This is a genomic window from Pseudomonas sp. SED1 (assembly GCF_034044025.1).
GTDB lineage: Bacteria > Pseudomonadota > Gammaproteobacteria > Pseudomonadales > Pseudomonadaceae > Aquipseudomonas.
This window is the reverse complement of record NZ_JAXCIS010000013.1, coordinates 1-21,472: the sequence shown is the minus strand read 5'-3', so window position 1 is coordinate 21,472 and position 21,472 is coordinate 1. Positions and strand designations below refer to the sequence as shown.

The 21,472-nt window shown below is 61.4% G+C and carries 18 protein-coding genes; 9 read left to right on the top strand and 9 right to left on the bottom strand.

The genetic code is table 11. The annotated features are described in order from the left end of the window. Position 1: 1 nt before the first annotated feature. From benC to SNL23_RS01615, 5 genes are all read right to left on the bottom strand, one after another. The gene (gene benC / locus SNL23_RS01635) at positions 2-1,024 is read right to left on the bottom strand and encodes a benzoate 1,2-dioxygenase electron transfer component BenC (protein ID WP_318301424.1); all 1,023 of its coding nucleotides are present in this window, start codon (positions 1,022-1,024) and stop codon (positions 2-4) included. 10 nt (positions 1,025-1,034) lie between these two features. After that, positions 1,035-1,523, bottom strand: a complete 489-nt coding sequence (gene benB / locus SNL23_RS01630) for a benzoate 1,2-dioxygenase small subunit (RefSeq protein WP_318301423.1) — start codon at positions 1,521-1,523, stop codon at positions 1,035-1,037. Continuing rightward, positions 1,520-2,896: a Rieske 2Fe-2S domain-containing protein gene (locus tag SNL23_RS01625; RefSeq protein ID WP_318301422.1), complete on the bottom strand. Its 1,377-nt coding sequence runs from the start codon at positions 2,894-2,896 to the stop codon at positions 1,520-1,522. The genes benB and SNL23_RS01625 overlap by 4 nt, the downstream gene beginning before the upstream one ends. A gap of 85 nt (positions 2,897-2,981) precedes the next feature. Then, positions 2,982-3,941 (bottom strand): AraC family transcriptional regulator, encoded by a 960-nt coding sequence (locus tag SNL23_RS01620; RefSeq protein ID WP_076013553.1) that lies wholly within the window; start codon positions 3,939-3,941, stop codon positions 2,982-2,984. A 118-nt stretch (positions 3,942-4,059) separates the two neighbouring features. Next, entirely contained in the window at positions 4,060-5,460 is a 1,401-nt protein-coding gene (locus SNL23_RS01615) for an MFS transporter (protein WP_318301421.1), read from the bottom strand. A 264-nt stretch (positions 5,461-5,724) separates the two neighbouring features. On the opposite strand from SNL23_RS01615, the gene SNL23_RS01610 reads away from it, so the two are divergent. The 4 genes from SNL23_RS01610 to SNL23_RS01595 are packed head-to-tail and all read left to right on the top strand — an operon-like array spanning position 5,725 to position 9,644. Beyond that, positions 5,725-6,570, top strand: coding sequence for an ABC transporter substrate-binding protein (locus SNL23_RS01610; protein ID WP_318301420.1), 846 nt, complete (start codon positions 5,725-5,727; stop codon positions 6,568-6,570). Positions 6,571-6,586: 16 nt separating this feature from the next. Then, a complete protein-coding gene (locus SNL23_RS01605; RefSeq protein ID WP_076013555.1) occupies positions 6,587-8,095 on the top strand; it encodes an amino acid ABC transporter permease/ATP-binding protein in 1,509 nt (502 codons plus the stop codon). A gap of 17 nt (positions 8,096-8,112) precedes the next feature. After that, positions 8,113-8,778, top strand: a complete 666-nt coding sequence (locus SNL23_RS01600) for a GntR family transcriptional regulator (protein ID WP_318301419.1) — start codon at positions 8,113-8,115, stop codon at positions 8,776-8,778. A gap of 14 nt (positions 8,779-8,792) precedes the next feature. Continuing rightward, positions 8,793-9,644, top strand: coding sequence for an urea carboxylase-associated family protein (locus tag SNL23_RS01595; protein ID WP_318301418.1), 852 nt, complete (start codon positions 8,793-8,795; stop codon positions 9,642-9,644). 30 nt (positions 9,645-9,674) lie between these two features. Here the strand turns inward: SNL23_RS01595 and SNL23_RS01590 are convergent, their stop codons facing one another. Genes SNL23_RS01590 through SNL23_RS01575 form a run of 4 tightly spaced genes read right to left on the bottom strand, consistent with a single transcriptional unit; the run spans position 9,675 to position 14,149 of the window. After that, positions 9,675-10,652: an ABC transporter permease gene (locus tag SNL23_RS01590; protein ID WP_318301417.1), complete on the bottom strand. Its 978-nt coding sequence runs from the start codon at positions 10,650-10,652 to the stop codon at positions 9,675-9,677. Then, positions 10,649-11,641, bottom strand: a complete 993-nt coding sequence (locus tag SNL23_RS01585) for an ABC transporter permease (protein ID WP_318301416.1) — start codon at positions 11,639-11,641, stop codon at positions 10,649-10,651. Before SNL23_RS01585 ends, SNL23_RS01590 begins: the two co-directional genes overlap by 4 nt. Then, positions 11,628-13,163, bottom strand: coding sequence for a sugar ABC transporter ATP-binding protein (locus SNL23_RS01580; RefSeq protein ID WP_318301415.1), 1,536 nt, complete (start codon positions 13,161-13,163; stop codon positions 11,628-11,630). Before SNL23_RS01580 ends, SNL23_RS01585 begins: the two co-directional genes overlap by 14 nt. Then, positions 13,163-14,149 (bottom strand): sugar ABC transporter substrate-binding protein, encoded by a 987-nt coding sequence (locus tag SNL23_RS01575; RefSeq protein WP_318301414.1) that lies wholly within the window; start codon positions 14,147-14,149, stop codon positions 13,163-13,165. Before SNL23_RS01575 ends, SNL23_RS01580 begins: the two co-directional genes overlap by 1 nt. 265 nt (positions 14,150-14,414) lie before the next feature. Here SNL23_RS01575 and SNL23_RS01570 point away from each other — a divergent pair, with 265 nt between their 5' ends. The 5 genes from SNL23_RS01570 to SNL23_RS01550 all read left to right on the top strand — a co-directional run bounded on the left by SNL23_RS01570 (position 14,415) and on the right by SNL23_RS01550 (position 21,354). Continuing rightward, complete coding sequence (locus SNL23_RS01570; RefSeq protein ID WP_076013561.1) at positions 14,415-14,801, top strand: cupin domain-containing protein; 387 nt, start codon at positions 14,415-14,417, stop codon at positions 14,799-14,801. A 68-nt stretch (positions 14,802-14,869) separates the two neighbouring features. Further along, positions 14,870-15,280 (top strand): DUF3757 domain-containing protein, encoded by a 411-nt coding sequence (locus tag SNL23_RS01565; RefSeq protein WP_076013562.1) that lies wholly within the window; start codon positions 14,870-14,872, stop codon positions 15,278-15,280. A 225-nt stretch (positions 15,281-15,505) separates the two neighbouring features. Beyond that, positions 15,506-16,747: a multidrug efflux RND transporter periplasmic adaptor subunit MexE gene (mexE, locus tag SNL23_RS01560; protein ID WP_076013718.1), complete on the top strand. Its 1,242-nt coding sequence runs from the start codon at positions 15,506-15,508 to the stop codon at positions 16,745-16,747. 15 nt (positions 16,748-16,762) lie between these two features. Then, positions 16,763-19,942: an efflux RND transporter permease subunit gene (locus SNL23_RS01555; protein ID WP_076013563.1), complete on the top strand. Its 3,180-nt coding sequence runs from the start codon at positions 16,763-16,765 to the stop codon at positions 19,940-19,942. Continuing rightward, complete coding sequence (locus SNL23_RS01550; RefSeq protein WP_167664242.1) at positions 19,939-21,354, top strand: efflux transporter outer membrane subunit; 1,416 nt, start codon at positions 19,939-19,941, stop codon at positions 21,352-21,354. The genes SNL23_RS01555 and SNL23_RS01550 overlap by 4 nt, the downstream gene beginning before the upstream one ends. Positions 21,355-21,472 lie beyond the last annotated feature (118 nt).

Genomic DNA, 21,472 nt, shown 5'->3' with positions numbered 1-21,472 from the left:
CTCAAGCGGCGTCGCCGGTGACGATGGCGTTGGGTGTGAACTTCTCGTAATGGAAGCTGGCGGGCGTTACGCCCTGGTTCTTGAAGTGTTGGCGTACTGCATCGACCATCGGCGGCGGCCCGCACAGGTACACATCCACGTCGCCGTCGTTCAGCACGTCGGCGGCCATGTGTTGGGTGACATAGCCCTGCTGCGGGTGCGCTGTCTGTGGATCGGCCACGCAGGTGACAAAACTGAAATTGGGCAGACGTTTGGCGAAGGCTTCCAGCACCTCGACCATCACCAGGTCCTGATCCCGCGTCACGCCGTAGATCAGCCTGACCGGCCGGGTTTCCCCACGTTCAGCCAGCGCTTCGAGCATCGACAGGAACGGCGCCAACCCGGTGCCGCCCGCCAGCAACAACAACGGCCGCGCCACTTCACGCAGGTAGAAACTGCCCAGTGGCCCGGTCATCGGTACGGCGTCGCCCGGCCGGGCGCGGTCCAGCCAGCCACTCATCAGCCCGCCAGGCACATGCTTGATCAGGAAGCTGGCGCGTTTGTCGCCGGGCTTGCTGCTGAAGGAATACGAGCGGGTCTGCCCGCTGTCGGGCACGCCGATATTCACGTATTGGCCCGGCAGGAACACCGGCGCCTGGTCCAGCTCGAAACTCACCTCCAGAGCGGCATCGGCATGCCGGGTAATGCTCGCCACCGTCGCGGCAAACTGCGCGGTGCCGGTCTTGCACGCACCGGACGGCACCGGCACGGCAATCACGCAGTCGGATTGCGGCACCATCTGGCAGGTCAGCACCTGGCGCTCGCCGGCTTCATCCTCGCTCAGGGCGTCTTCGATATAGTCGTCGCCCAAGTCATAGGTGCCGGTTTCACAGCGGCATTTGCAGGTGCCGCACACGCCGTCCGAGCAGTCCATGGGCAGGTTGATACGTTGGCGAAAGGCCGCGTCGAGGACCTTTTCACCCACCTTGCAGTCGATGAAACGGGTCACTCCGTCCTCGAAGTTCAGGGCAATGGAGTACGTCATGGGCGTGTCCTCAGATGTGGTAGATATCGATGACCTGATGGATGTAGTCGTTTTTCAGCACCACCTTCTTGCGCGTGATCAGCGGCTGTTCGGCGCGGATGTCCAGGCGATAGAACGAGGTGCCGAAGTACGTATCCGTGGTCTTGTAGCGATGGCTGAGGGTTTGCCAGTTGAAACGCAGTTCCACGTGTTGACCGTCATCGGCCAGCACTTCGAGGTTGGTGATCAGGTGCGCTGTGCGCGGCTCCGGTGTGCTGGCGCTGGAGCGCTCGGTCTTGATCCGGAACACGCGGTCTTCCAGGCCGTCGCGGCTGGGGTAATAGATCAGCGAAATTTCGCTCTGGGGGTCTTCGGTCAGGGTGTCGTGGTCGTCCCAGGCCGGCATCCAGTACTCGACCTTGGGTGAATAGCATTCAAGCCACTCGTCCCACTGACGGTCATCCAGCAGGCGCGCTTCGCGGTACAGAAAGTCCAGCAGGCGGTCGCGGGTAGCACTCATGACAGCACCTCCTTGTCCGTGGCGATCAGGCCTTGCTGCTCGCGCTCAATAGCGCGTTGCAGGCTCTGGGCCCAATGGGCGTGCTGGCGCACGAACAGCCCTTCGTCCTCGGTTTTGACGCCACTTAGCTGCGGGTTCATGCCCATGGCCTTGGCATTTTCGTCGGCGCCTTCCACCCACTGTTTCGCGCCGCGGCTGAGGTCATTCCACAAGGTGGTCGCGCCCTGGTAGCCGGTCTGGCAGGCGCGGAACTCTTCCAGGTCGTCCGGCGTACCCATGCCGCTGACGTTGAAGAAGTCTTCGTACTGGCGGATGCGCGTGGTGCGTTCCTGGGCACTTTCGCCCTTGGGCGCCATGCAGTAAATCGTGACTTCGGTCTTGTGTACCGCAATTGGCCGCACCACGCGGATCTGCGTGGAGAACTGGTCCATCAGGTACACATTCGGGTAGAGGCACAGGTTGCGGGTTTGATCGACGATAAAGTCCGCACGCTCCTGGCCCAGACGCTCGGCCAGCGCTTCACGGTGAGCATGCACCGGGCGCACTTCGGGGTTGAGCAGGCGCGTCCAGAGCAGAATATGCCCGTGCTCGAAGGCATAGACGCCGCCCAGGCTTTTCGACCAGCCATTGGCGTCGACGGTGCGCGTACCTTCGGCTTCGTAGTTGCGGCGGCCCATGGTCGCCGAGTAGTTCCAGTGCACGGAGCTGACGTGATAACCATCGGCGCCGTTTTCGATCTGCAGCTTCCAGTTGCCGTCATACACATACGACGAACTGCCCCGCAGCACTTCCAGGCCCAGCGGTGCCTGGTCGACCATCTGGTCGATGATCACCCGGGTTTCGCCCAGGTAGTCGCTGAGTTCCGGTACCGTCTCGCTGAGGCTGCCGAACAGGAAGCCGCGATAGTTTTCGAAACGGCCAAGGCGCTTGAGGTCGTGGGAGCCGTCACAGTCGAAGCTGTCGGGATAGGCGCCGGTCTTGGCGTCTTTCACTTTGAGCAGCTTGCCGGCGTTGCTGAAGGTCCAGCCGTGGAACGGGCAGGTAAACGAGCCTTTGTTGCCTTGTTTACGGCGGCAGAGCATGGCGCCACGGTGGGCGCAGGCGTTGATCAGGCCATGTAGCGAGCCTTGTTTGTCGCGGGCGATGACCACGGGTTGGCGGCCGATCCAGGTGGTGAAGTAGTCGTTGATTTCTGGCACCTGGCTTTCGTGTGCCAGGTAGACCCAACCGCCTTCGAAAATGTGCTTCATCTCCAGGGCAAACAGGTCGGGGTCGGTAAAGATGTCGCGGCGGCACCGGAACACCCCGGTGGCGGGATCTTCCTGGACGGAGTCGCGCAATTGTCGGGCGAGTCGGTCGAATGTGCTGATCATGGGGTAGGCCCTCGGTTGTTCTTGTATCAGGCCCCACCACCTTATGTGCTTGCCCTACCCCTCAATATCCGCTGACTGCAATTCGCTATCCGCCTGGCGCAAGCCGACGCTTCCATGTCTGCGAGGGCAACTCGCCGAAGCGTTTGCGATAGGCCTCGGAGAATCGCCCGAGGTGTACAAACCCGTGATCCAGCGCCACCTCGGTGACGCTGCGCGCCGTGGCCAGTTGCAGCATGGTGTGCACCCGCTCCAGCTTGCGTTGGCGCATGTAGTCCCGGGGCGACAGGCCGACCTGGCGTTCAAACAAGGTATACAGCGACCGCTCGCTGACCCTGGCGATGGCCATCAGTTGTTCGACGCTGATGTCGTCCGTCAGGTGCTCCTCGATAAACTGGCGCACCGCTTCAAAGCCGCCGCCTTGATCGGGCCGCGGGATCACCCGCAGGACGTTACTGGCCAGCAGCGCCAATAACTTATTGGCGACGATGCGCTCATACAGGCCCTGCACTTCCGGCTCGGCGGCGTTTTCGGCCTCGTGGCAGATCAGCCCCAGCAGTTGCAGGAACCCGCCCATTTCAGTGAGTGCATGGCGCGGCGCCGCAAAACGGATGCCCGGCTGCGGTAACGTCCAGTGCTGTTCAAGGCAGGCGTTTTCCAGCAGGCGAACCGGCACTTTGACGATGAATTTTTCGCAGTCGGCGGAATAGGTCAGGTCCACCGGGTCATCCGGGTTGATCAGCAGCACTTCCCCCGGGCCCAGCACCTGCTCTTCGCCACGGGAGTTCGAGCGGCAGTGGCCGTGCAGCAGGATTTGCAGGTGGTAGATGGTTTCCAGCGCCACCGACGTCACCCGCACCGGCGCACCGTAGCTGATGCGGCACAGGTCCAGGCTGGAGAAGGTCCGGTGACTGATGCTCGCCTGCGGGCGGCCCTTGGGCGGCAGGCGGATACAGTGGCTGCCTACGTGCTGGTTGACGTAGTCGGACACGGCATAGGCATCTGCACGATCGAAAATCTGGCTGCGCTCACTCAATAGCACGGTCATGGTTGCGCCTTTTATTGTTATGGGCCCTGCGTGTGAACTTCACCGCAGAGTGCTGCGGGGGACGCAAACCGTCCAATATTCAATAGGTGTTGCTTCATACCCCGAAGGTATCGTGGGTTCACTTGCGTTGCAGCACCGACTCCCCGGCCTGGGGCGGCAAGCGCAGGTTATCCAGCAGCGCCACGCCGGCAATCACCGCTACCAACAGAAACGTCAGCTGGAAATCGGTGGTGGCGGCCTGCCCGGTATTGCCGTGAAAAATCATGGCAAAACGTAACAACAGCGCGCCAATCGCCACGCCCATGGCCATGCTCAGCTGGAAAAACATACTGAACAAGGTTGAAGCATCGCTCATCTGCGCCTTGGGTATATCGGCAAACCCGAGGGTGTTGAACAAGGTGAACTGCATTGAGCGTGACAGGCCGCCCACGAACAGAATGAACAGGATCAGCGCCCAGCTCATGCGCTCATCCAGCAACGCACAGGCGGCAATCGCCAGTACGCCAAGGATGCCGTTGATCATCAACACCGGACGGAAACCCCAACGCTGCATTACCCAGGTGGTGAACGGTTTCATCGCCAGGTTGCCGGCAAATACCGCGAGCACCAGCAATCCGGCATCGAAGGCCGAGAGACCGAACGCCAGTTGAAACATCAACGGCAGCAGGAACGGCAAGGTGCTGATGGCCACCCGGAAAATCGACCCGCCACACAGGCACACACTGAAGGTGCGCACGCTCACCACACCCAACGCCAGTAACGGCTGGGCATGCCGGCGCATATGGCGCCAGGCAAAGGCACCGAGCATCACGCCTGCGCCACTGAGCAACAGGCCCTGCAAAAGGCTGCCACGGCTTTGCCCGAGCAGTTCGACACCGTACAACAGCGCCGCGCTGGCGACGCCCACCAGCAGGAAACCGCTGAAATCGAAGGTGCGGGCAGTGACCTCGTCGTGCTTGGGGATCAATACCAGCGTGGCAATCAACGCCAACAGGCCCAGCGGCAGGTTGAGGTAGAAAATCCACGGCCAGGACGCGTGGGTGACGATAAACCCGCCCACCGGCGGCCCGAGTATCGGCGCCACCAGGCCGGGCCAGGTGATAAATGAAATCGCCCGCACCAGGTCTTTCTTCTCGGTCGAGCGCAGCACCGCCAGGCGTCCCACCGGCACCATCATCGCCCCACTGATGCCCTGCAACACGCGCGCGGCGACGAAGGTTTGCAGGCTGTCACTCCACCCGCACAGCAACGACGACACACTGAACAGCACAATCGCCGAACCGAATACCCGCCGCGACCCAAAGCGGTCGGCCAGCCAGCCGCTGATGGGAATAAACACAGCGACGGCGAGCATGTAGGCGCTCATGCCGATATTCACGTCCACCGCCCCCACCCCGAAGGTTTTGGCGATGTCCGGCAACGCCGTAGCGATCACCGTGGCGTCCAGGTTCTCCATGAAAAAGGTGACGGCGACCAACAAGGCAATCAAGGTTGAGCGGCGTTGGGAGATCGACGTCATTGCTGTTCACTCAGGGTTTCGTAGCGGCACTTTATCAATAAGTACGTGCGTGATGCCCCGCAATATTCCCGCCCCACAACGTAGCGCGTGGTAACGAATCGCCCCGAATTGGTGTGCGCGCCTACAAAAAAAGCCCTCGCCTCCCATCAAAACTCATCAAAAAACCCTTAATCAATCTACTTGGCACGATAAACGCGTACCCACTAATACAGGATTGTTGAACAATCATGACTACCCCTGAATCCAGCAACCGAGGCGACAAACATGCAAAAAGGTCTGAAGGGCAAGAACACCAAGCGCACCCTGGGGCTAGCGATCACCCTGGCGTGTGTGGCACCGCTACTGTCGGCTGCCGAGGTCAAGGGCACCCTCAAGCAGGGCGAGCTGTCGATCGGCTCCGACCTCACCTACCCGCCTTACACCTACCTTGAGCAAAAGACCCCCGCCGGTTTCGACCCGGAGTTCATGCAGTTGATGGGCAAGCAACTGGGGCTGAAACCGCGCTTTCTCGACACCCGTTTCGCCAACCTGATCCTCGGCGTCAACGCGCAGCGTTTCGACGTGGTGGCCTCGGCGCTGTATGTCACGCCCGAGCGCGCCAAACAGGTGGATTTCCTCAGCTACCTGAAGACCGGCTCTTCGCTGATGGTGCTCAGCGCCGGTGACTTCAAACCCCAACGCCCGGAAGACCTGTGCGGCAAGCGCGTCGGGTCGATCAAGGGCGCGTCGTGGGTGCCGAAGCTGAACAAGGTTTCGGCGGACTACTGCCTCCCTGCGGGCAAGCCGGCGATCGAGTCGCGTGAGTTCCCGACGTCTCCGGAAGCCGCCCAGGCCCTGCTCGCCCAAGCGGTCGACGTGCAGATGGAAGACGCGGCGGTCGCCAAGATCACTGTGGAAAAACTGCAAGGCAAAACCGTGATCAGCTCAAACGAATTGATCTACCCGGTGGTGGTCGGCCTGGCAGTGCGTAAAGAAAACCCGGCACTGCTCCAGGAACTGACCGGTGCCCTGAGCCAGATCAAGCAGGACGGCAGCTACGGCAAGCTGCTTGCGCGCTACAACCTGGCCGAGCCGAACGCCGCCGAAATCACTGCGGCACTGGGTAACTGAAACGCGGAGCACCTTTATGCAATTCGATTGGCACTACACCCTGGGCCTGTTGTGGAACGGCGACTTCTGGCGCGCCGTCGGCACTGTGGTCGAACTGAGCCTGGAAACCTGGCTGCTGGGCATTGTGCTGGGGTTTTTCCTGGCCCTGGCCCGGCAGTCTGAACGGCGCTGGCTGCGGGATTGCGCCGGGGTCTACATCTGGTTCTTCCGCAGCCTGCCGTTACTGGTTCTATTGATCTTTGTCTACAACCTGCCCCAGGTGTTTCCGTCCACCAGCGTGGTGTTGTCCAACCCTTACTCCGCGGGCCTGATCGCCCTGGTATTGAGTGAGGCGGCCTACATCGCCGAGATTCATCGGGGCGGCTTGCTGGCGGTGGTCAAGGGGCAGCGCGAAGCCGGCAAGGCGTTGGGCGTGGGTTATCGCGGCGTGCAGCGCCTGATCGTGGTGCCCCAGGCGCTGCGGGTGGCATTGCCGACACTGGCCAACGAATACATCACCATCGTCAAGCTGACCTCGCTGGTGTCGGTGATTTCGCTCTCGGAAATCCTGCTGGTGGGCCAACAGCTCTACACCCAGAACTTCCTGGTGATGGAGACCATGCTGGCCGTGGCGTTCTATTACGTGTTCATCGTGACGGTGTTCAGCTGGCTGCTGCGGGTGCTTGAAAACCACTTGGACGTGACCCGCCGCAAACCCAAGGCAATCGCGCCCGCTGAACTCGACCAGGTGGCGACGCGTCGTGCGTCCGGCCAGGCCGAGCCCGGCGAGTTTGCGTTGCAGGCCCGCGCAGTGCGCAAGGCCTATGGCGAGCTGGAAGTGCTCAAGGGTGTCGAACTGAATGTGCGCTGGGGCGAGGTGGTGTCGATCATCGGCCCGTCGGGCTCGGGCAAGACTACGTTGATTCGCACCATGAACGGCCTCGAAAGCCTGGACCGTGGCGAAATCACCCTGCAAGGCCAGCCGTTCCTGCGTGGCACTCAGGAGCCCCAGGGTGCGCTGGGTCACAAGGTGCATATGCGCGGCATCGTGCATGTCGGCATGGTGTTCCAGGGGTTCAACCTGTTCCCGCATAAAACCGCCCTTGAGAACGTGATGCTCGCGCCCGTCTACCATGCCCATGGGGGCGGCGAAGAACTGCGCCTGTTGAGCCTGGCCCTGCTGCGCAAGGTCGGCATGCTGGAGCACGCCGGCAAGTACCCGCATCAATTGTCCGGCGGCCAACAGCAGCGTGTGGCAATTGCGCGCGCCTTGGCGATGCGGCCGTCGGTGATGCTGTTTGACGAACCCACCTCAGCCCTCGACCCGGAGCTGGTGGGCGACGTACTCGCGGTGATCGAAGAGCTGGCTCGCGAAGGTATGACCATGGTCATCGTGACCCATGAAATGAACTTCGCGTTCAAGCTCTCCGATCGTGTGGTGTTCATGGAAGGCGGCGAGATTATTCAGGACGCCCCGCCGCGTGAAATGCTCGAACAACGCAGCGAACGCATGACCAAGTTCCTCAAAGACGTCCAACTGGCGTGAGCCCAAGGAGCCCCAACGTGAGTCAAGCCAAGGAACCCAGCCTGTCGCTGGCCGACCAGGTTGCCATCGAGCTGCGTGAAGACATCATCGGCGGCCGCCTGCTGCCCGGCATGCCGCTGGTGGAGAGCGAGCTGGTGAACGCCTACAACGCCTCGCGCAACACGGTGCGTGAAGCCTTGCACCACCTGGGCCGCGAAGGCCTGACCAGTTACGTGCGCAACAAAGGCGTGATCGTGCGCCGCCTCGGGGTGGATGAAGTGCGTGACCTCTTCAAGGTGCGTCGCACCCTGGAGCTGCAGGCCATCGCCGCCAGCAAGCCGTTGCGCGAGTACCAGTCCGACTTGATGCTCGAGTCCATCGAGGCCGCGCAATTGGCCCAGGATCGCGAGAACTGGCAGGCCTTCGGTACTCACAGCCTGCGCTTTCACCAACACATCGTCGGGCTGATGCGCAGCCCGTTGCTGGACGAATTCTTTACCCATATTGCAGCCCAGATGCGCCTGGTGTTTTCCAACGCCCCCAGCGAGGAGGCCTTCCAGAAACCCTGGCTGGAACGCGACCGGCAGATTCACGACCTGCTGGTTGACGGCCACAAGCAAGCCGCCGGGGAAGCCCTGGGCAGCTACCTCAACGACTCCGAATCGGTGCTGCTGGACATTCTGAGCAGCATCCCCAAACCCTGAAGCGAGGACCTACCATGTACAAGGACTATCCAGCGGCCTACCAAGTCAGCAAAGGCGCTGCCTTGCAGGTCGACAAAGCCTTTTATGACCGCGTGCGCGAGTCCCCGGACGGCCGCACCCTGATCGAACAATTCGAAGTGCCGATCCGCACCGGCCGCGCCTGGAAAGTACCGGCCGGCCATGTGTTTCGCGTGACCACACCGGTGGGCCCGCAGGTCGGCGACTTCAACGTGTGGAGTGCAAACGACCCTCGCGAGCGCATGTGGGCGGCACGCACCCGCCAGTTGCAAGGCGCTCACGTCAGCACCTATGACCGCCTGTGGTCGAATTTGCCGTTTTTGCGGCCGATGGTCACCATCACCGACGACAGCCTGGCCGACTACGGCATCGACGAACACGGCGGGCGCCTGCACGATTTGCTCGGCACGCGCTGCGACCCTTACGTGAACAAGATGCTCACCGGCGAAGACTTCCACCACCACTGCCACTCCAACCTGACTCGCGCCGTGTTGCCCCATGGCCTGACCGAGTTCGACGTGCATGACGTGCTGAATATCTTCCAGTGCACCGGCCTGAATCACGACGACATGTACTTCATGAAAGCCTGCCCGGCCAAACAGGGCGACTATCTGGAGTTTTTTGCCGAAATCGACCTGCTGTGCGCCCTCTCCACCTGCCCGGGTGGCGACCTGTCGCTGCCGATGTGGGGCCCGGACGCCGAAGACCCGCTGAAGGTCTGCCGTCCATTGGGGGTTGAGATCTACCGCCTCGACGACGCGCTGCTGGAAGGCTGGAAACAGCCCGAACGCGCCGCCTATAACGGCAACCATGGCCTGTTGATCCCCAAGGCTGACTGGGAAAAGTAACCGACAGATTGACACCTGGGGCGCCGCGCCTCAGGTGTTCTGGGCGATCCTGCGGCTGATAAAACTGAAGGCCAGCACCACAAAAATCAGCACGCCGGTGGCCACCTGCTGCCAGTAAAAATTCCAGCCGATCAACAGCAAGCCATTGGCAATGACGTTGATAAACAGCACACCCAGCAGCGTGCCCGGGATATTCGCCCGGCCCTGGCGATTCAACGTGGTGCCGATAAATACCGCACCAATCGCATTCAGCAGGAACGCATTGCCCGACAGCGGCACATAAGCGCTCACCGTCGAACTGAGCAGAATCCCCGCCACCCCACACGCCAGCGCAGCGGCCAATACTGTGGTGGTGACAATGCGCCGTACCGATAACCCTGAGTAATACGCCAGCAGCGGCTGGGTGCCTTGGGCCAGCAGTTCGCGCCCCAGGCGTCCACGGGCCAGCAACAGGCCGTAGACCACTGCCAATACCAGCACGATCAACAACGGCAACGGCACACCCAACGGGCTGAAGCTCGCCAGTTCCGGCTTGAAGCCCTGGGCGATGTAGATCGGCTGGCCGCCGTCCGAGAGCAACTGCTGGGCACTGGTGCCGATAAACAAGGTGCCGAGGGTCGCCAGGAACGGGCTGATCCGCAAACCCGCGATCAAGCCGGCGTTGAACAGTCCTACCAGCAACCCGGCGGCCAACGCACCAGCGATCGCCACACCCAACCCGTGCCCGGCGTTCAGTAACACTACAAAGCTGAAACTGGCGAAATCCAGCGCGGTGCCCACCGACAGATCGATGCCACCGGCCGCCACCGCGTAGGTCATGCCGATGGCGACAATCGCCAGCAGCACGAAGTTGTTCAGCACCAGGCTTTTGAGATTACCGCCACTGAGGAACCCGGGTGCCTGCCAGGCAAACACCACGACGATGGCCACGAACACCAGCGGCAACGTCAGGGGTAACAGTGAACGCCACCCACCGCCATGTGCTTGTAGCGTTGAAACCCGACTCATGAAGGCTCTCCCCGATTCAATGCACTGGAAGCCGCGACCACCAGCAAAATCAGCACGCCCTGCACACCGTTGACCCAGAAGCTCGACAGGTTGAGCAGTTGAAACCCGTTGATCAGAAAGCCGATCAGCAAGGTCGCGAGCAAGGTGCCGGGGATGCTTGCCACCAGCCGCCGGGAAAACACCACGCCGAGAAAGGCAATCGCCACCACCGATAGCAGCATGTCGCCGGAGCCGGTGGTGCTGCCGCTGAAAAATGCCGCTGAACACAACGCCGCCACGGCGGCACACAACCCCGACAACAGATAGCTGGAAAGCACATACGCTGGCACCCGAATGCCCGCAGCCTCAGCGGCGTGCGGGTATTCCCCGACGGCATGCAGGCGCAGGCCATACGCCGTGTGCTGGATCAACAGCGCCAGCACGAAGGCCGTCACCAGCAACACCCAGGCGAGTGCCGGCACTGCCAGCCAGGTCCCGCCGCTGAGCAGGTCGAGCAACGGTGAGTCGGTGGAGACCACGGTGTTTTCGGTCAGGACCAACTCCAGGCCGGCCAGAACATTCATGCTTGCCAGGGTCGCGAGCAACGGTGGCAAACGCAGTACCACCACGGCCAGGCCATTGAGCAGGCCGACCGCCAGGCCACAGCCCAAGGTCAGCAGCAGGCTGGCCCAAAGGTCGAGACCGGCATTGTTGAGTCGGCTGAACAGTGCAGCGCACAACCCCAGATTGGCCGCCAGCGACAGGTCCAGCCCGCCGGCGACGATATTGGAACCGCCGCCGATGATCACGCAGGTCAGGCCGAAGGCAAGCACCCCCAGGATGGCCGACTGGCTGAACACATTGGCGATATTACCCACCGACAAAAAGTTTGGCGCGGCCACGGCAAACCCCAGCAGGATCGCCAGGAACACCCCCACCGAACCGCGCCGCAACACCAGTACCCACAACCGTTGGGACAAGCCCGGCGCAGCCGTCTCAAGCAGGGACATGCGCCACCTCCCGATTCACCGGCACGGATACCGTGGGCGGCACAGCCCCCGTGGCACACGCCAGCAATTGATCACTGTCCGCCTCACCGGCCAGGAACTCACCGGCAATCTCGCCTCGATGCAACACCAGGATGCGGTCGCAAATTCCCAGCAGCTCGGGCAAGTCCGAAGACAGCACCAGCACCGCAGCCCCCTCTTCCACCAGGCGCCCGATCAGGCGATAAATCTCGACTTTGGCGCCGACATCCACCCCCACGCACGGCTCATCCAACAGGTACACCGCCGAGCGTCGACTCAACCATTTGCCCAAGGCAACTTTCTGCTGGTTACCCCCGCTGAGTTGGCTGACCGCGGCCTGCGGACCTGGCACCTTGATTGCCAGTTCGTCGATCAGGCGCAGGCTTTCGGCCTGTTCCTGGCGCTTGTTCAGCAAGCCCCAACGGCTGAACCGCGCAAGCCCGGCCAGTGTGAGGTTTTCCAGCACCGAGAGCAGCGGTGAAACCCCTTGGCTGCGGCGCTCTTCCGGCACCAGGGCAATCCCTTGGGCGATGGCGTCGCCGGGTGAACGCAGGCGCAACAAACGGCCTTCCAGGTGGATGCTGCCGCTGTCGGCACGCGCTACGCCAAACAGGGTCTTGAGCAAGTCTTTGGCGCCCGACCCGACCAGCCCGGTCAGTCCGACGATTTCACCTCGGCGCAGCTCCAGGTCGATCTCCCGGTAGCGCCGGGCCAGGCTCAGCGAGCGCACCTGCAGCAACGGTTCACCCAGTTCGACCTGAGCCTTGGGATACATGTCCTGCACCTCACGATTGACCATCAACCGCGCAATCTGCGCGCTGGAGGTATGACGTGGCTCCACCACCGCCACATCACGACCATTGCGCAACACCGTCACCTCATCGCACAGGCTGTCGATTTCCTGCAGGTAATGGGAGATGTAGAGGATTGATAAACCCTGGTCCCGCAGGCGCTTGACGATCCGCAGCAACTGGTCGACCTCGCGCTTGACCAACGCGACGCTGGGCTCGTCGAACACCAGGATCTTCGGCTGGCGAACCAATGCCCGGGTGATTTGCAGCACCTGGCGCTCGGCGCTGTTCAGCTCGCCTACCAACGCGTCGGCCGGCAGTTGCAGCTCAAAATATTCCGCCAGCAAACGCTCAGACTCACGCTGCTGCCGACGCCGATCCACAAACGGACCACGACGTAACTCATGCCCGAAAAACAGCGCCTCACCCACGGTAAAACTCGCCGGCAACAGCCGCTCCTGATGGATGAACTGCACGCCCAGCGCATCCACCTGGCGCGGGGACAGCGCGGTATACGCCTGGCCGTCAATGCTCACCTGCCCCGAGTCCGCCTTGTGGATCCCCGCCAGGACCTTGATCAAGGTCGACTTGCCGGCACCGTTCTCACCCACGAGGCCGTGAATGGTGCCGCGCTCGACTTTCAGGCTCGCATCATCCAGCGCCAGGGTGGCGCCGAAACGTTTGTGCAGGTGCTGCAAGTGCAATGCAGCCATCAATCACCCCGCAGTTGCTGGACCTGCGCCAGGTTGGCAGCCGTGGTCAGCAGCGTCGCGACGTGAGTTTCCTTGGGCAGGTCGCGCTGCCCGGCCAGGTAGCGGGCCACGTTCTGCACCGCGGTCTTGCCGATCAGCGCCGGCTGCTGGGCGACCACTGCGCCCACCGGTGAATTGGCCTGGCCGAGCAGCTCCAGCACCTCAGGCGTGCCGTCCACACCATAAGTCTTGATCTCGGTGCGCTTGGCATCGATCAACGCCTTGCTCGCCCCCAGTTGCGGAATGTCCCACGCCGCCCAGATCGCCGAGACACTGCCGGCCGGGTACTTGTTGAGCAGCGCGGACACTTGGGAATACGCATCCTGCACGGTGTTGGGGATCACATCCCGCAACTCCGGCTCGATGATTTCCAGTTGCGGGTGATCCTTGAGCGCCAGCTTCAACTGGTCATAGCGAATCGCGCACACCGGCACGCCGTAGAAGCCATTGAACACCAGGATTTTGCCCTTGCCGCCGGCGTCCTTGATCAGTTGATCGGCCAGGGCCTTGCCGGTGGCGACGTTATCCGAGGTGGTGTTGTTGAGGCTGTACTGCGAAGGCGCGTCGATGGTGAACAGCGGGATGCCGGCCTTGCTGATGCGCTTGAGCCACGGGTCGATCACGCTGAGGGTGCCAAGGGTCTGGATCACCGCATCGGGTTTCTGGGTGACCACGGTTTGCAGTTGGGTCACCAGGTTCTTGTCATTGCGCCCGGCGTCGAGGGTGATCGGCGTGCCGCCGAGGCGCTTGATCTCGTCGACCTGGGCCTGGAATGCCTTGATATCGAAATAGTGACTGGTGCCGGTCATGCTCACGGCAATGCGCTTGCCGGCCAGGGACGGCACCGCGTCGTCGCCCTCGGCGGCCTGGGACAGCGCGGCGTGGCCCAGCAACAGCGCTGCGCCAAGCCAGATGAAACGGAAACGTGAGAAAAAAGTGCAAGGCATACAAGGCTCCGCTGAGCGACGGGTGAAAGGGTTCACCTGTGTGCATTGCAGAGCCCATGCCATAAATTATTGTTAATAAAATCAATCAGATAAAAACAACGGCTGGCATCACGCTGTCCCGCGTAAACCATAAGTGTCCGACTGGTGTTGCCCAGCCAACAGTTGCACACACCCAAGACCGCCGCCTACTGCACGATCATTCAATATCCATGGGGCCGTTGGGCCTAACGTAAGGCTCCGATCTGCTGAAACCCTGGAACCTCCGATGCCTGCCACCTCCGCTTCGACGCATTACACTTCGATCAACTTCGCGCAAAAATACGCCCTGTTCAGCGAGCAATGGGCGCCCAAGGTCGTCGCGCAAATGAACGACTACCAGTTCAAGGTGGTGAAGATTGAAGGTGACTTTATCTGGCACGACCATGCCGACACCGATGAAACCTTTATCGTCCTCGAAGGCACCCTGCGCATCGACTTCCGCGACGGCGCCGTGACCATCGGCCAAGGAGAAATGTATGTGGTGCCCAAAGGCGTCGAGCACAAGCCGCACGCATTGGGTGAGGTGAAGCTGCTGTTGATCGAGCCCTGCGGCGTGCTGAACACCGGCAGTGAGGGTGGCGAGCGTACGGCAATCAACGACGTGTGGATTTAGCACCTTCCGGCGTTGCCTGTTTGGGCTAGTCTTTACCTCACAGTTACTCCAGATCAGGAGCACGCGTGATGAACAGGCAGCTCAAGAAAACCTCAGCCCTCGTGATTACCCTGATGGCGTTGATGGGCAACGTCTACGCCGGCACTGCCGCCTGCCCGCCCACCCATGCCCTTAAAGATACGTACAAAAAGACGCCGACCGGCGAAGTGGTTGCCTACTCCGCGTCCGGCCCGGACGGTCAGCAATGGACCGGGCAAAACCCGATGACAGAGCAGAAGGACCTGCACCAGGTCCACTTTGAAAAGGCGGTGATCCAAAGCGGCCAGGGTCAGTCGTCGGTGGCATGCCACTACCTGGATCAGAACCACGAACCGGTGAGCATGACCCTGAAAAACCCGGTCAATGCCAAGCCGGTTGGCAACGCATGGGCCGGCAACGAATGCACGGCAACCAACCCGGCGCTCTGCACCTTTGAATAGCCAGCACGCCCGACAGTTTATAGGGCGCGCTGTTCCTTGCATCTTGCGCAACAGTCCTTTGTCATCAACAGCATTGATAGCTCCCTAACGAAACCTGCATGCTAGAGGGCTCGCATTACGCTTATATCATTCCGAATGATAGTTACCTTTGTTTCATTCGATTCGTGAGATAGCACCCTGCCGAGCATGATCCGCCCATCTTAAATACATTGGCGGATGCACTTCATGGAACAGTCTCTCAAACATTTGCGCTATCCCTTGGCCATTTTGGCCGTGATGGTGATGAGCGCCTGCGGCAAAGCGCCGGAACAAGCAGCCGCCATGCCACCCAGCCATGTCAGCGTGGCCAAGGTGCTGGAACAACCGGTCAACGAGTGGGACGAATTCACCGGCCGCCTCGAAGCGCCGGAAACCGTACAGATCCGTCCGCGCGTGTCGGGCCAGATCGATCAGGTAGCCTTCACCGAAGGCGCGCTGGTCAAGAAAGGCGACCTGCTGTTCCAGATCGACCCACGCCCATTCCAGGCTGAAGTGCGCCGCCTCGAAGCCCAACTGCAGCAAACCAAAGCTGCTGCCTCCCGCAGTGATAACGAAGCCCAGCGCGGCGAACGCCTGCGCCAGAGCAATGCGATCTCCGCCGAACTGGCCGACTCGCGCACCACCGCCGCCCAGGAAGCCCGCGCCGCCGTCGCCGGGATCCAGGCGCAGTTGGACCTGGCCAAGTTGAACCTGAGTTTCACCCGCGTGACTTCGCCCATCAGCGGCCGTGTCAGCCGTGCCGAAATCACCGCCGGCAACCTGGTGACCGCCGATGTCACCGCGCTGACCAGCGTGGTCTCCACCGACAAGGTCTACGCCTACTTTGACGCCGATGAGCGCGTGTACCTCAAGTACACCGAACTCGCGCGCCAGGGTCGCCGTGGCGCTACCACCCCGGTGTACCTGGGCCTGTCGAATGAAACCGGCAACCCGCACCTGGGCCAGATGAACTTCGTCGACAACCAGGTAAACCCGGCCACCGGCACCATTCGCGGTCGCGCCGTGTTCGATAACAGCAAGGGCGAATACACCCCTGGCCTGTATGCCCGCTTGAAGCTGGTGGGCAGCGGCACCTACTCCGCCGTGCTGATCAGCGACGAAGCCGTGGGCACCGACCTGGGCAAGAAATTCGTACTGGTGATGGACGGCGACAAGCCTGCCTATCGCGCCGTGGAACTGGGGCCGAAGATCGAAGGCTTGCGCATTGTGCGCAGCGGCCTGACCAAGGACGACACGATCATCGTCAAAGGCTTGCAGCGCGTTCGCCCGGGATCGCCGGTTGCTCCGGAAACCATCCCGATGGCCAGCAAGGAAACCCTCGCCGCCTTGGCACAACAACGACAAGCGCTTGAAGCCAGCAACCTGGAGCAAGTGGCGCCGGATAAAGCCGCGCCCAAGCTCGCCAGTGTCGCGACTCCACGCGGTTAAGGGATACGACTCAAGATGAATTTTTCCAAGTTCTTCATTTCGCGGCCGATCTTCGCAGCGGTGTTGTCGCTGTTGATCCTGATCGCCGGCGCGATTTCACTGTTCCAGCTACCCATCAGTGAATACCCGGAAGTGGTGCCGCCGACTGTAGTGGTACGCGCCAACTTCCCGGGCGCCAACCCCAAGGTCATCGGTGAAACCGTGGCCGCGCCTCTGGAGCAAGCCATCACCGGCGTCGAGAACATGCTGTACATGTCCTCGCAGTCGACCGCCGACGGCAAGCTGACCCTGACCATCACCTTCGCCCTGGGCACCGACCTGGACAACGCGCAGGTGCAGGTCCAGAACCGGGTAACCCGGACTCAGCCAAAACTGCCTGAGGAAGTGACACGCATCGGCATCACCGTGGACAAGGCGTCTCCCGACCTGACCATGGTGGTGCACATCACCTCCCCCGATCAGCGCTACAACATGCTGTACCTGTCCAACTACGCGATCCTGAATATCAAGGATGAGTTGGCACGGCTGGGCGGCGTGGGTGATGTGCAGCTGTTCGGCATGGGCGACTACTCCCTGCGGGTGTGGCTCGATCCGAACAAGACCGCCTCGCGCAACCTGACCGCCACTGATGTGGTGACGGCCATTCGCGAACAGAACCGCCAGGTAGCGGCCGGTGCGCTGGGTGCGCAGCCTGCGCCGACTGACACCAGTTTCCAGCTGTCGGTGAATACCCAGGGCCGTCTGGTCACTGAGGAAGAGTTCGAGAACATCGTCATTCGTGCCGGTGACAACGGTGAAATCACGCGCCTGAAGGACATTGCACGGGTTGAGCTGGGTTCCAGCCAATATGCCCTGCGCTCGCTGATCGACAACCAGCCGGCGGTGGCGATCCCGATCTTCCAGCGCCCTGGCTCCAACGCCATCGACATCTCCAATGAAGTGCGCGCCGAAATGGCGGAGCTGAAAAAGAGCTTCCCGGAAGGCATGGATTACCGAATCGCCTACGACCCGACCGTCTTCGTGCGCGGTTCCATCGAGGCCGTGGTTCACACCTTGTTCGAAGCACTGATCCTGGTGGTGCTGGTGGTGATCCTGTTCCTGCAAACCTGGCGTGCGTCGATCATTCCGCTGGTGGCGGTGCCGGTTTCGTTGATCGGTACCTTTGCGGTGATGCACCTGTTTGGCTTCTCGCTCAATGCGCTGTCGCTGTTCGGACTGGTGTTGGCGATTGGTATCGTGGTGGACGACGCCATCGTGGTGGTGGAGAACGTCGAGCGGAACATCGAGCTTGGACTGGAACCGTTCCCGGCCACCGAAAAGGCCATGAGCGAAGTGACCGGCCCGATCATCGCGACCGCGCTGGTACTGTGTGCGGTGTTCATTCCAGCGGCCTTTATCAGCGGCTTGACCGGGCAGTTCTATAAGCAGTTCGCCTTGACCATTGCGATCTCGACGGTAATTTCGGCGTTCAACTCGCTGACCCTGTCGCCCGCACTGGCAGCGGTATTGCTCAAAGGCCACAACGCACCGAAAGACGGCTTCTCCAGGTTCCTCGACAAGATGCTGGGCGGTTGGTTGTTCAAGCCGTTCAACCGTTTCTTCGAGAAGGCCAGCCATGGTTACGTCGGCACTGTGCGCCGGGTGATTCGCGGCAGTGGCATCGCGCTGTTCCTGTACGCCGGCCTGATGGTCCTGACCTGGCTGGGCTTTGCCCACACGCCGACCGGTTTCGTACCGGCCCAGGACAAGCAATACCTGGTGGCCTTCGCGCAATTGCCGGACGCCGCGAGCCTGGACCGCACCGAAGACGTGATCAAGCGCATGTCGGACATTGCGATGAAACAGCCGGGCGTGGAAAGCGCGATTGCCTTCCCTGGTTTGTCGATCAACGGTTTTACCAACAGCCCGAACAACGGCATCGTGTTCGTGACCTTGAAGCCGTTCGATGAGCGTAAAGACCCAAGCCTGTCGGCCGGTGCGATTGCCGGTGCACTGAATGGCAAATACAGCAGCATCCAGGAAGCCTACATGGCGATCTTCCCACCGCCGCCGGTACAGGGCTTGGGTACGATCGGCGGGTTCCGCCTGCAGGTCGAAGACCGTGGCAACCTGGGTTACGACGAGCTGTACAAAGAAGTGCAGAACATCATTACCAAGAGCCGTGGCGTGCCTGAGTTGTTCGGCCTGTTCACCAGCTACACGGTCAACGTGCCCCAAGTCGATGCTGCCATCGACCGTGAAAAGGCCAAGACCCATGGCGTGGCGATCAGTGACATCTTCGACACCCTGCAGATCTACCTGGGTTCGTTGTATGCCAACGACTTCAACCGCTTCGGGCGAACCTATCAGGTCAACGTGCAGGCTGAGCAACAGTTCCGCCAGGATGAAGACCAGATCGGTCAGCTGAAAGTGCGTAACAACAAAGGCGAGATGATTCCCCTGGCGACCTTCATCAAGGTCAGCGACACCTCGGGTCCGGACCGCGTGATGCACTACAACGGCTTCATCACCGCCGAGATCAACGGCAACGCCGCACCGGGCTACAGCTCCGGCCAGGCCCAGGTGGCGATCGAGAAACTGTTGAAAGACGAACTGCCCAACGGCATGACCTACGAGTGGACCGACCTGACCTATCAGCAAATCCTCTCGGGCAACACTGCGCTGTTCGTGTTCCCGCTCTGCGTACTGCTGGCGTTCCTGGTACTCGCCGCCCAATACGAAAGCTGGAGCCTGCCATTGGCGGTGATCCTGATCGTACCGATGACCCTGCTGTCGGCCATCACCGGGGTGATTATCTCTGGCGGCGACAACAACATCTTTACCCAGATCGGCCTGATCGTACTGGTGGGCCTGGCCTGTAAGAACGCGATTCTGATTGTCGAGTTCGCCAAGGATAAACAGCAGGAAGGCCTCGACCCGCTCGCCGCGGTACTGGAAGCCTGCCGTCTGCGTCTGCGGCCGATCCTGATGACCTCGTTCGCCTTCATCATGGGTGTAGTGCCTCTGGTGTTGTCCAGCGGTGCCGGTGCCGAGATGCGTCATGCCATGGGTGTGGCGGTGTTCTCCGGGATGATCGGCGTGACCTTCTTCGGTCTGCTGCTGACCCCAGTGTTCTATGTACTGATCCGCCGGTTTGTTGAACGCGGTGAGGCGCGCAAAGCGGCCAAGGCCTTGAAGCTGGAGACACAGCAATGAGCGTGAAAGTATTTTTGCCGAGCTTGCTGGTACTGGCGCTGAGCGCCTGTGCCGTGGGCCCGGACTATAAAACCCAGCCACTGGAGGCGGCCAACGTAACGGCCGCCGCCGACGCCAAGCAGTACGACCACGCGAAGTTCGAAGGCATCTGGTGGCAGCAGTTCGAGGACCCGACCCTTAACCAGTTGGTGACTCAGTCCCTGAACGGTAACCGTGACCTGCGGGTGGCATTTGCCCGCCTGCGGGCAGCCCGGGCGATTCGTGACGACGCTGCCAATGACGTGATGCCGGTGATCACCAGCCGCGTCAGCAGCGACGTGGGCAAAGGCCAGATTCCGGGCCAGACCACCAAACGCGTCAACAGTGAGCGTTATGACCTGGGCCTGGACATGGCTTGGGAGGTGGACTTGTTCGGGCGCATCCGCCGCAACCTCGAGGCCAGCGACGCTGACCAACAGGTTGCCGAGGCCGACCTGTATCAACTGCAAGTCACGATGATTGCCGAGCTGGTGGACGCTTACGGTCAACTGCGGGGCGCGCAACTGCGTGAGAAAATCGCGGTGGCCAACCTGAAGAACCAGGAGGATTCGCGCGGCATTACGGTCAGCCTGCGGGATGCCGGTGTGGGCGATCAGCTCGATGTAGTGCGTGCCGATGCGCGGCTGGCGGCTGTAGAAGCCAGTGTGCCGCAACTGCAGGCCGAGGAAGTTCGCGAGCGTAATCGCATCGCTACCCTGCTCGGTGAGCGTCCGGACAAGTTGAGCGTGGATTTGAGCCCGAAAGATTTGCCGGCGATTGCCAAGGCGTTGCCGATTGGTGATCCGGGGCAACTGCTGCAACGTCGTCCGGACATTCTCAGTGCCGAGCGTAAGTTGGCAGCCGCCACGGCGCGGATTGGGGTGGCCAAGGCTGATCTGTTTCCGCGGGTGAGCCTCAGTGGGTTCCTTGGGTTTACCGCTGGGCGCGGTTCGCAGATTGGGTCGGCGGCGGCGAATGCGTGGTCGCTGGGTCCGAGCATTACCTGGGCGGCGTTTGACCTGGGCAGTGTGCGGGCGCGGTTGCGTGGTGCGGATGCCGAGGCGGATGGTGCTCTGGCGAGCTATGAGCAGCAGGTGTTGCTGGCGCTGGAAGAATCGGAAAATGCCTTCAGTGATTACGGTAAACGCCAGCAGCGGTTGGTTTCGCTGATTCGTCAGAGTGAGTCGAGTCGGGCGGCTGCGGATCTGGCGGAGATTCGTTACCGCGAAGGGACGGTGGATTTCCTGGTGTTGCTGGACGCGCAGCGTGAGCGTTTGGCTGCCGAGGATTCGCAGGCTCAGGCCGAGGTGGATCTGTATCGTGGGATTGTCGCGATTTACAAGGCGTTGGGGGGTGGGTGGCAGCCGAGTACCACCATTGCCAGTGCCAAGTGATGTGATTTAAAGAGCTCCTTTGGTTGGTCGCATCCAGCCAATTTTTAGCCCCGTGCCGTCATTCGGTCGCGGGGCTTTTTTTGGGCTGAGGTTTTGTGTGTATATCCGTTATTTGGGT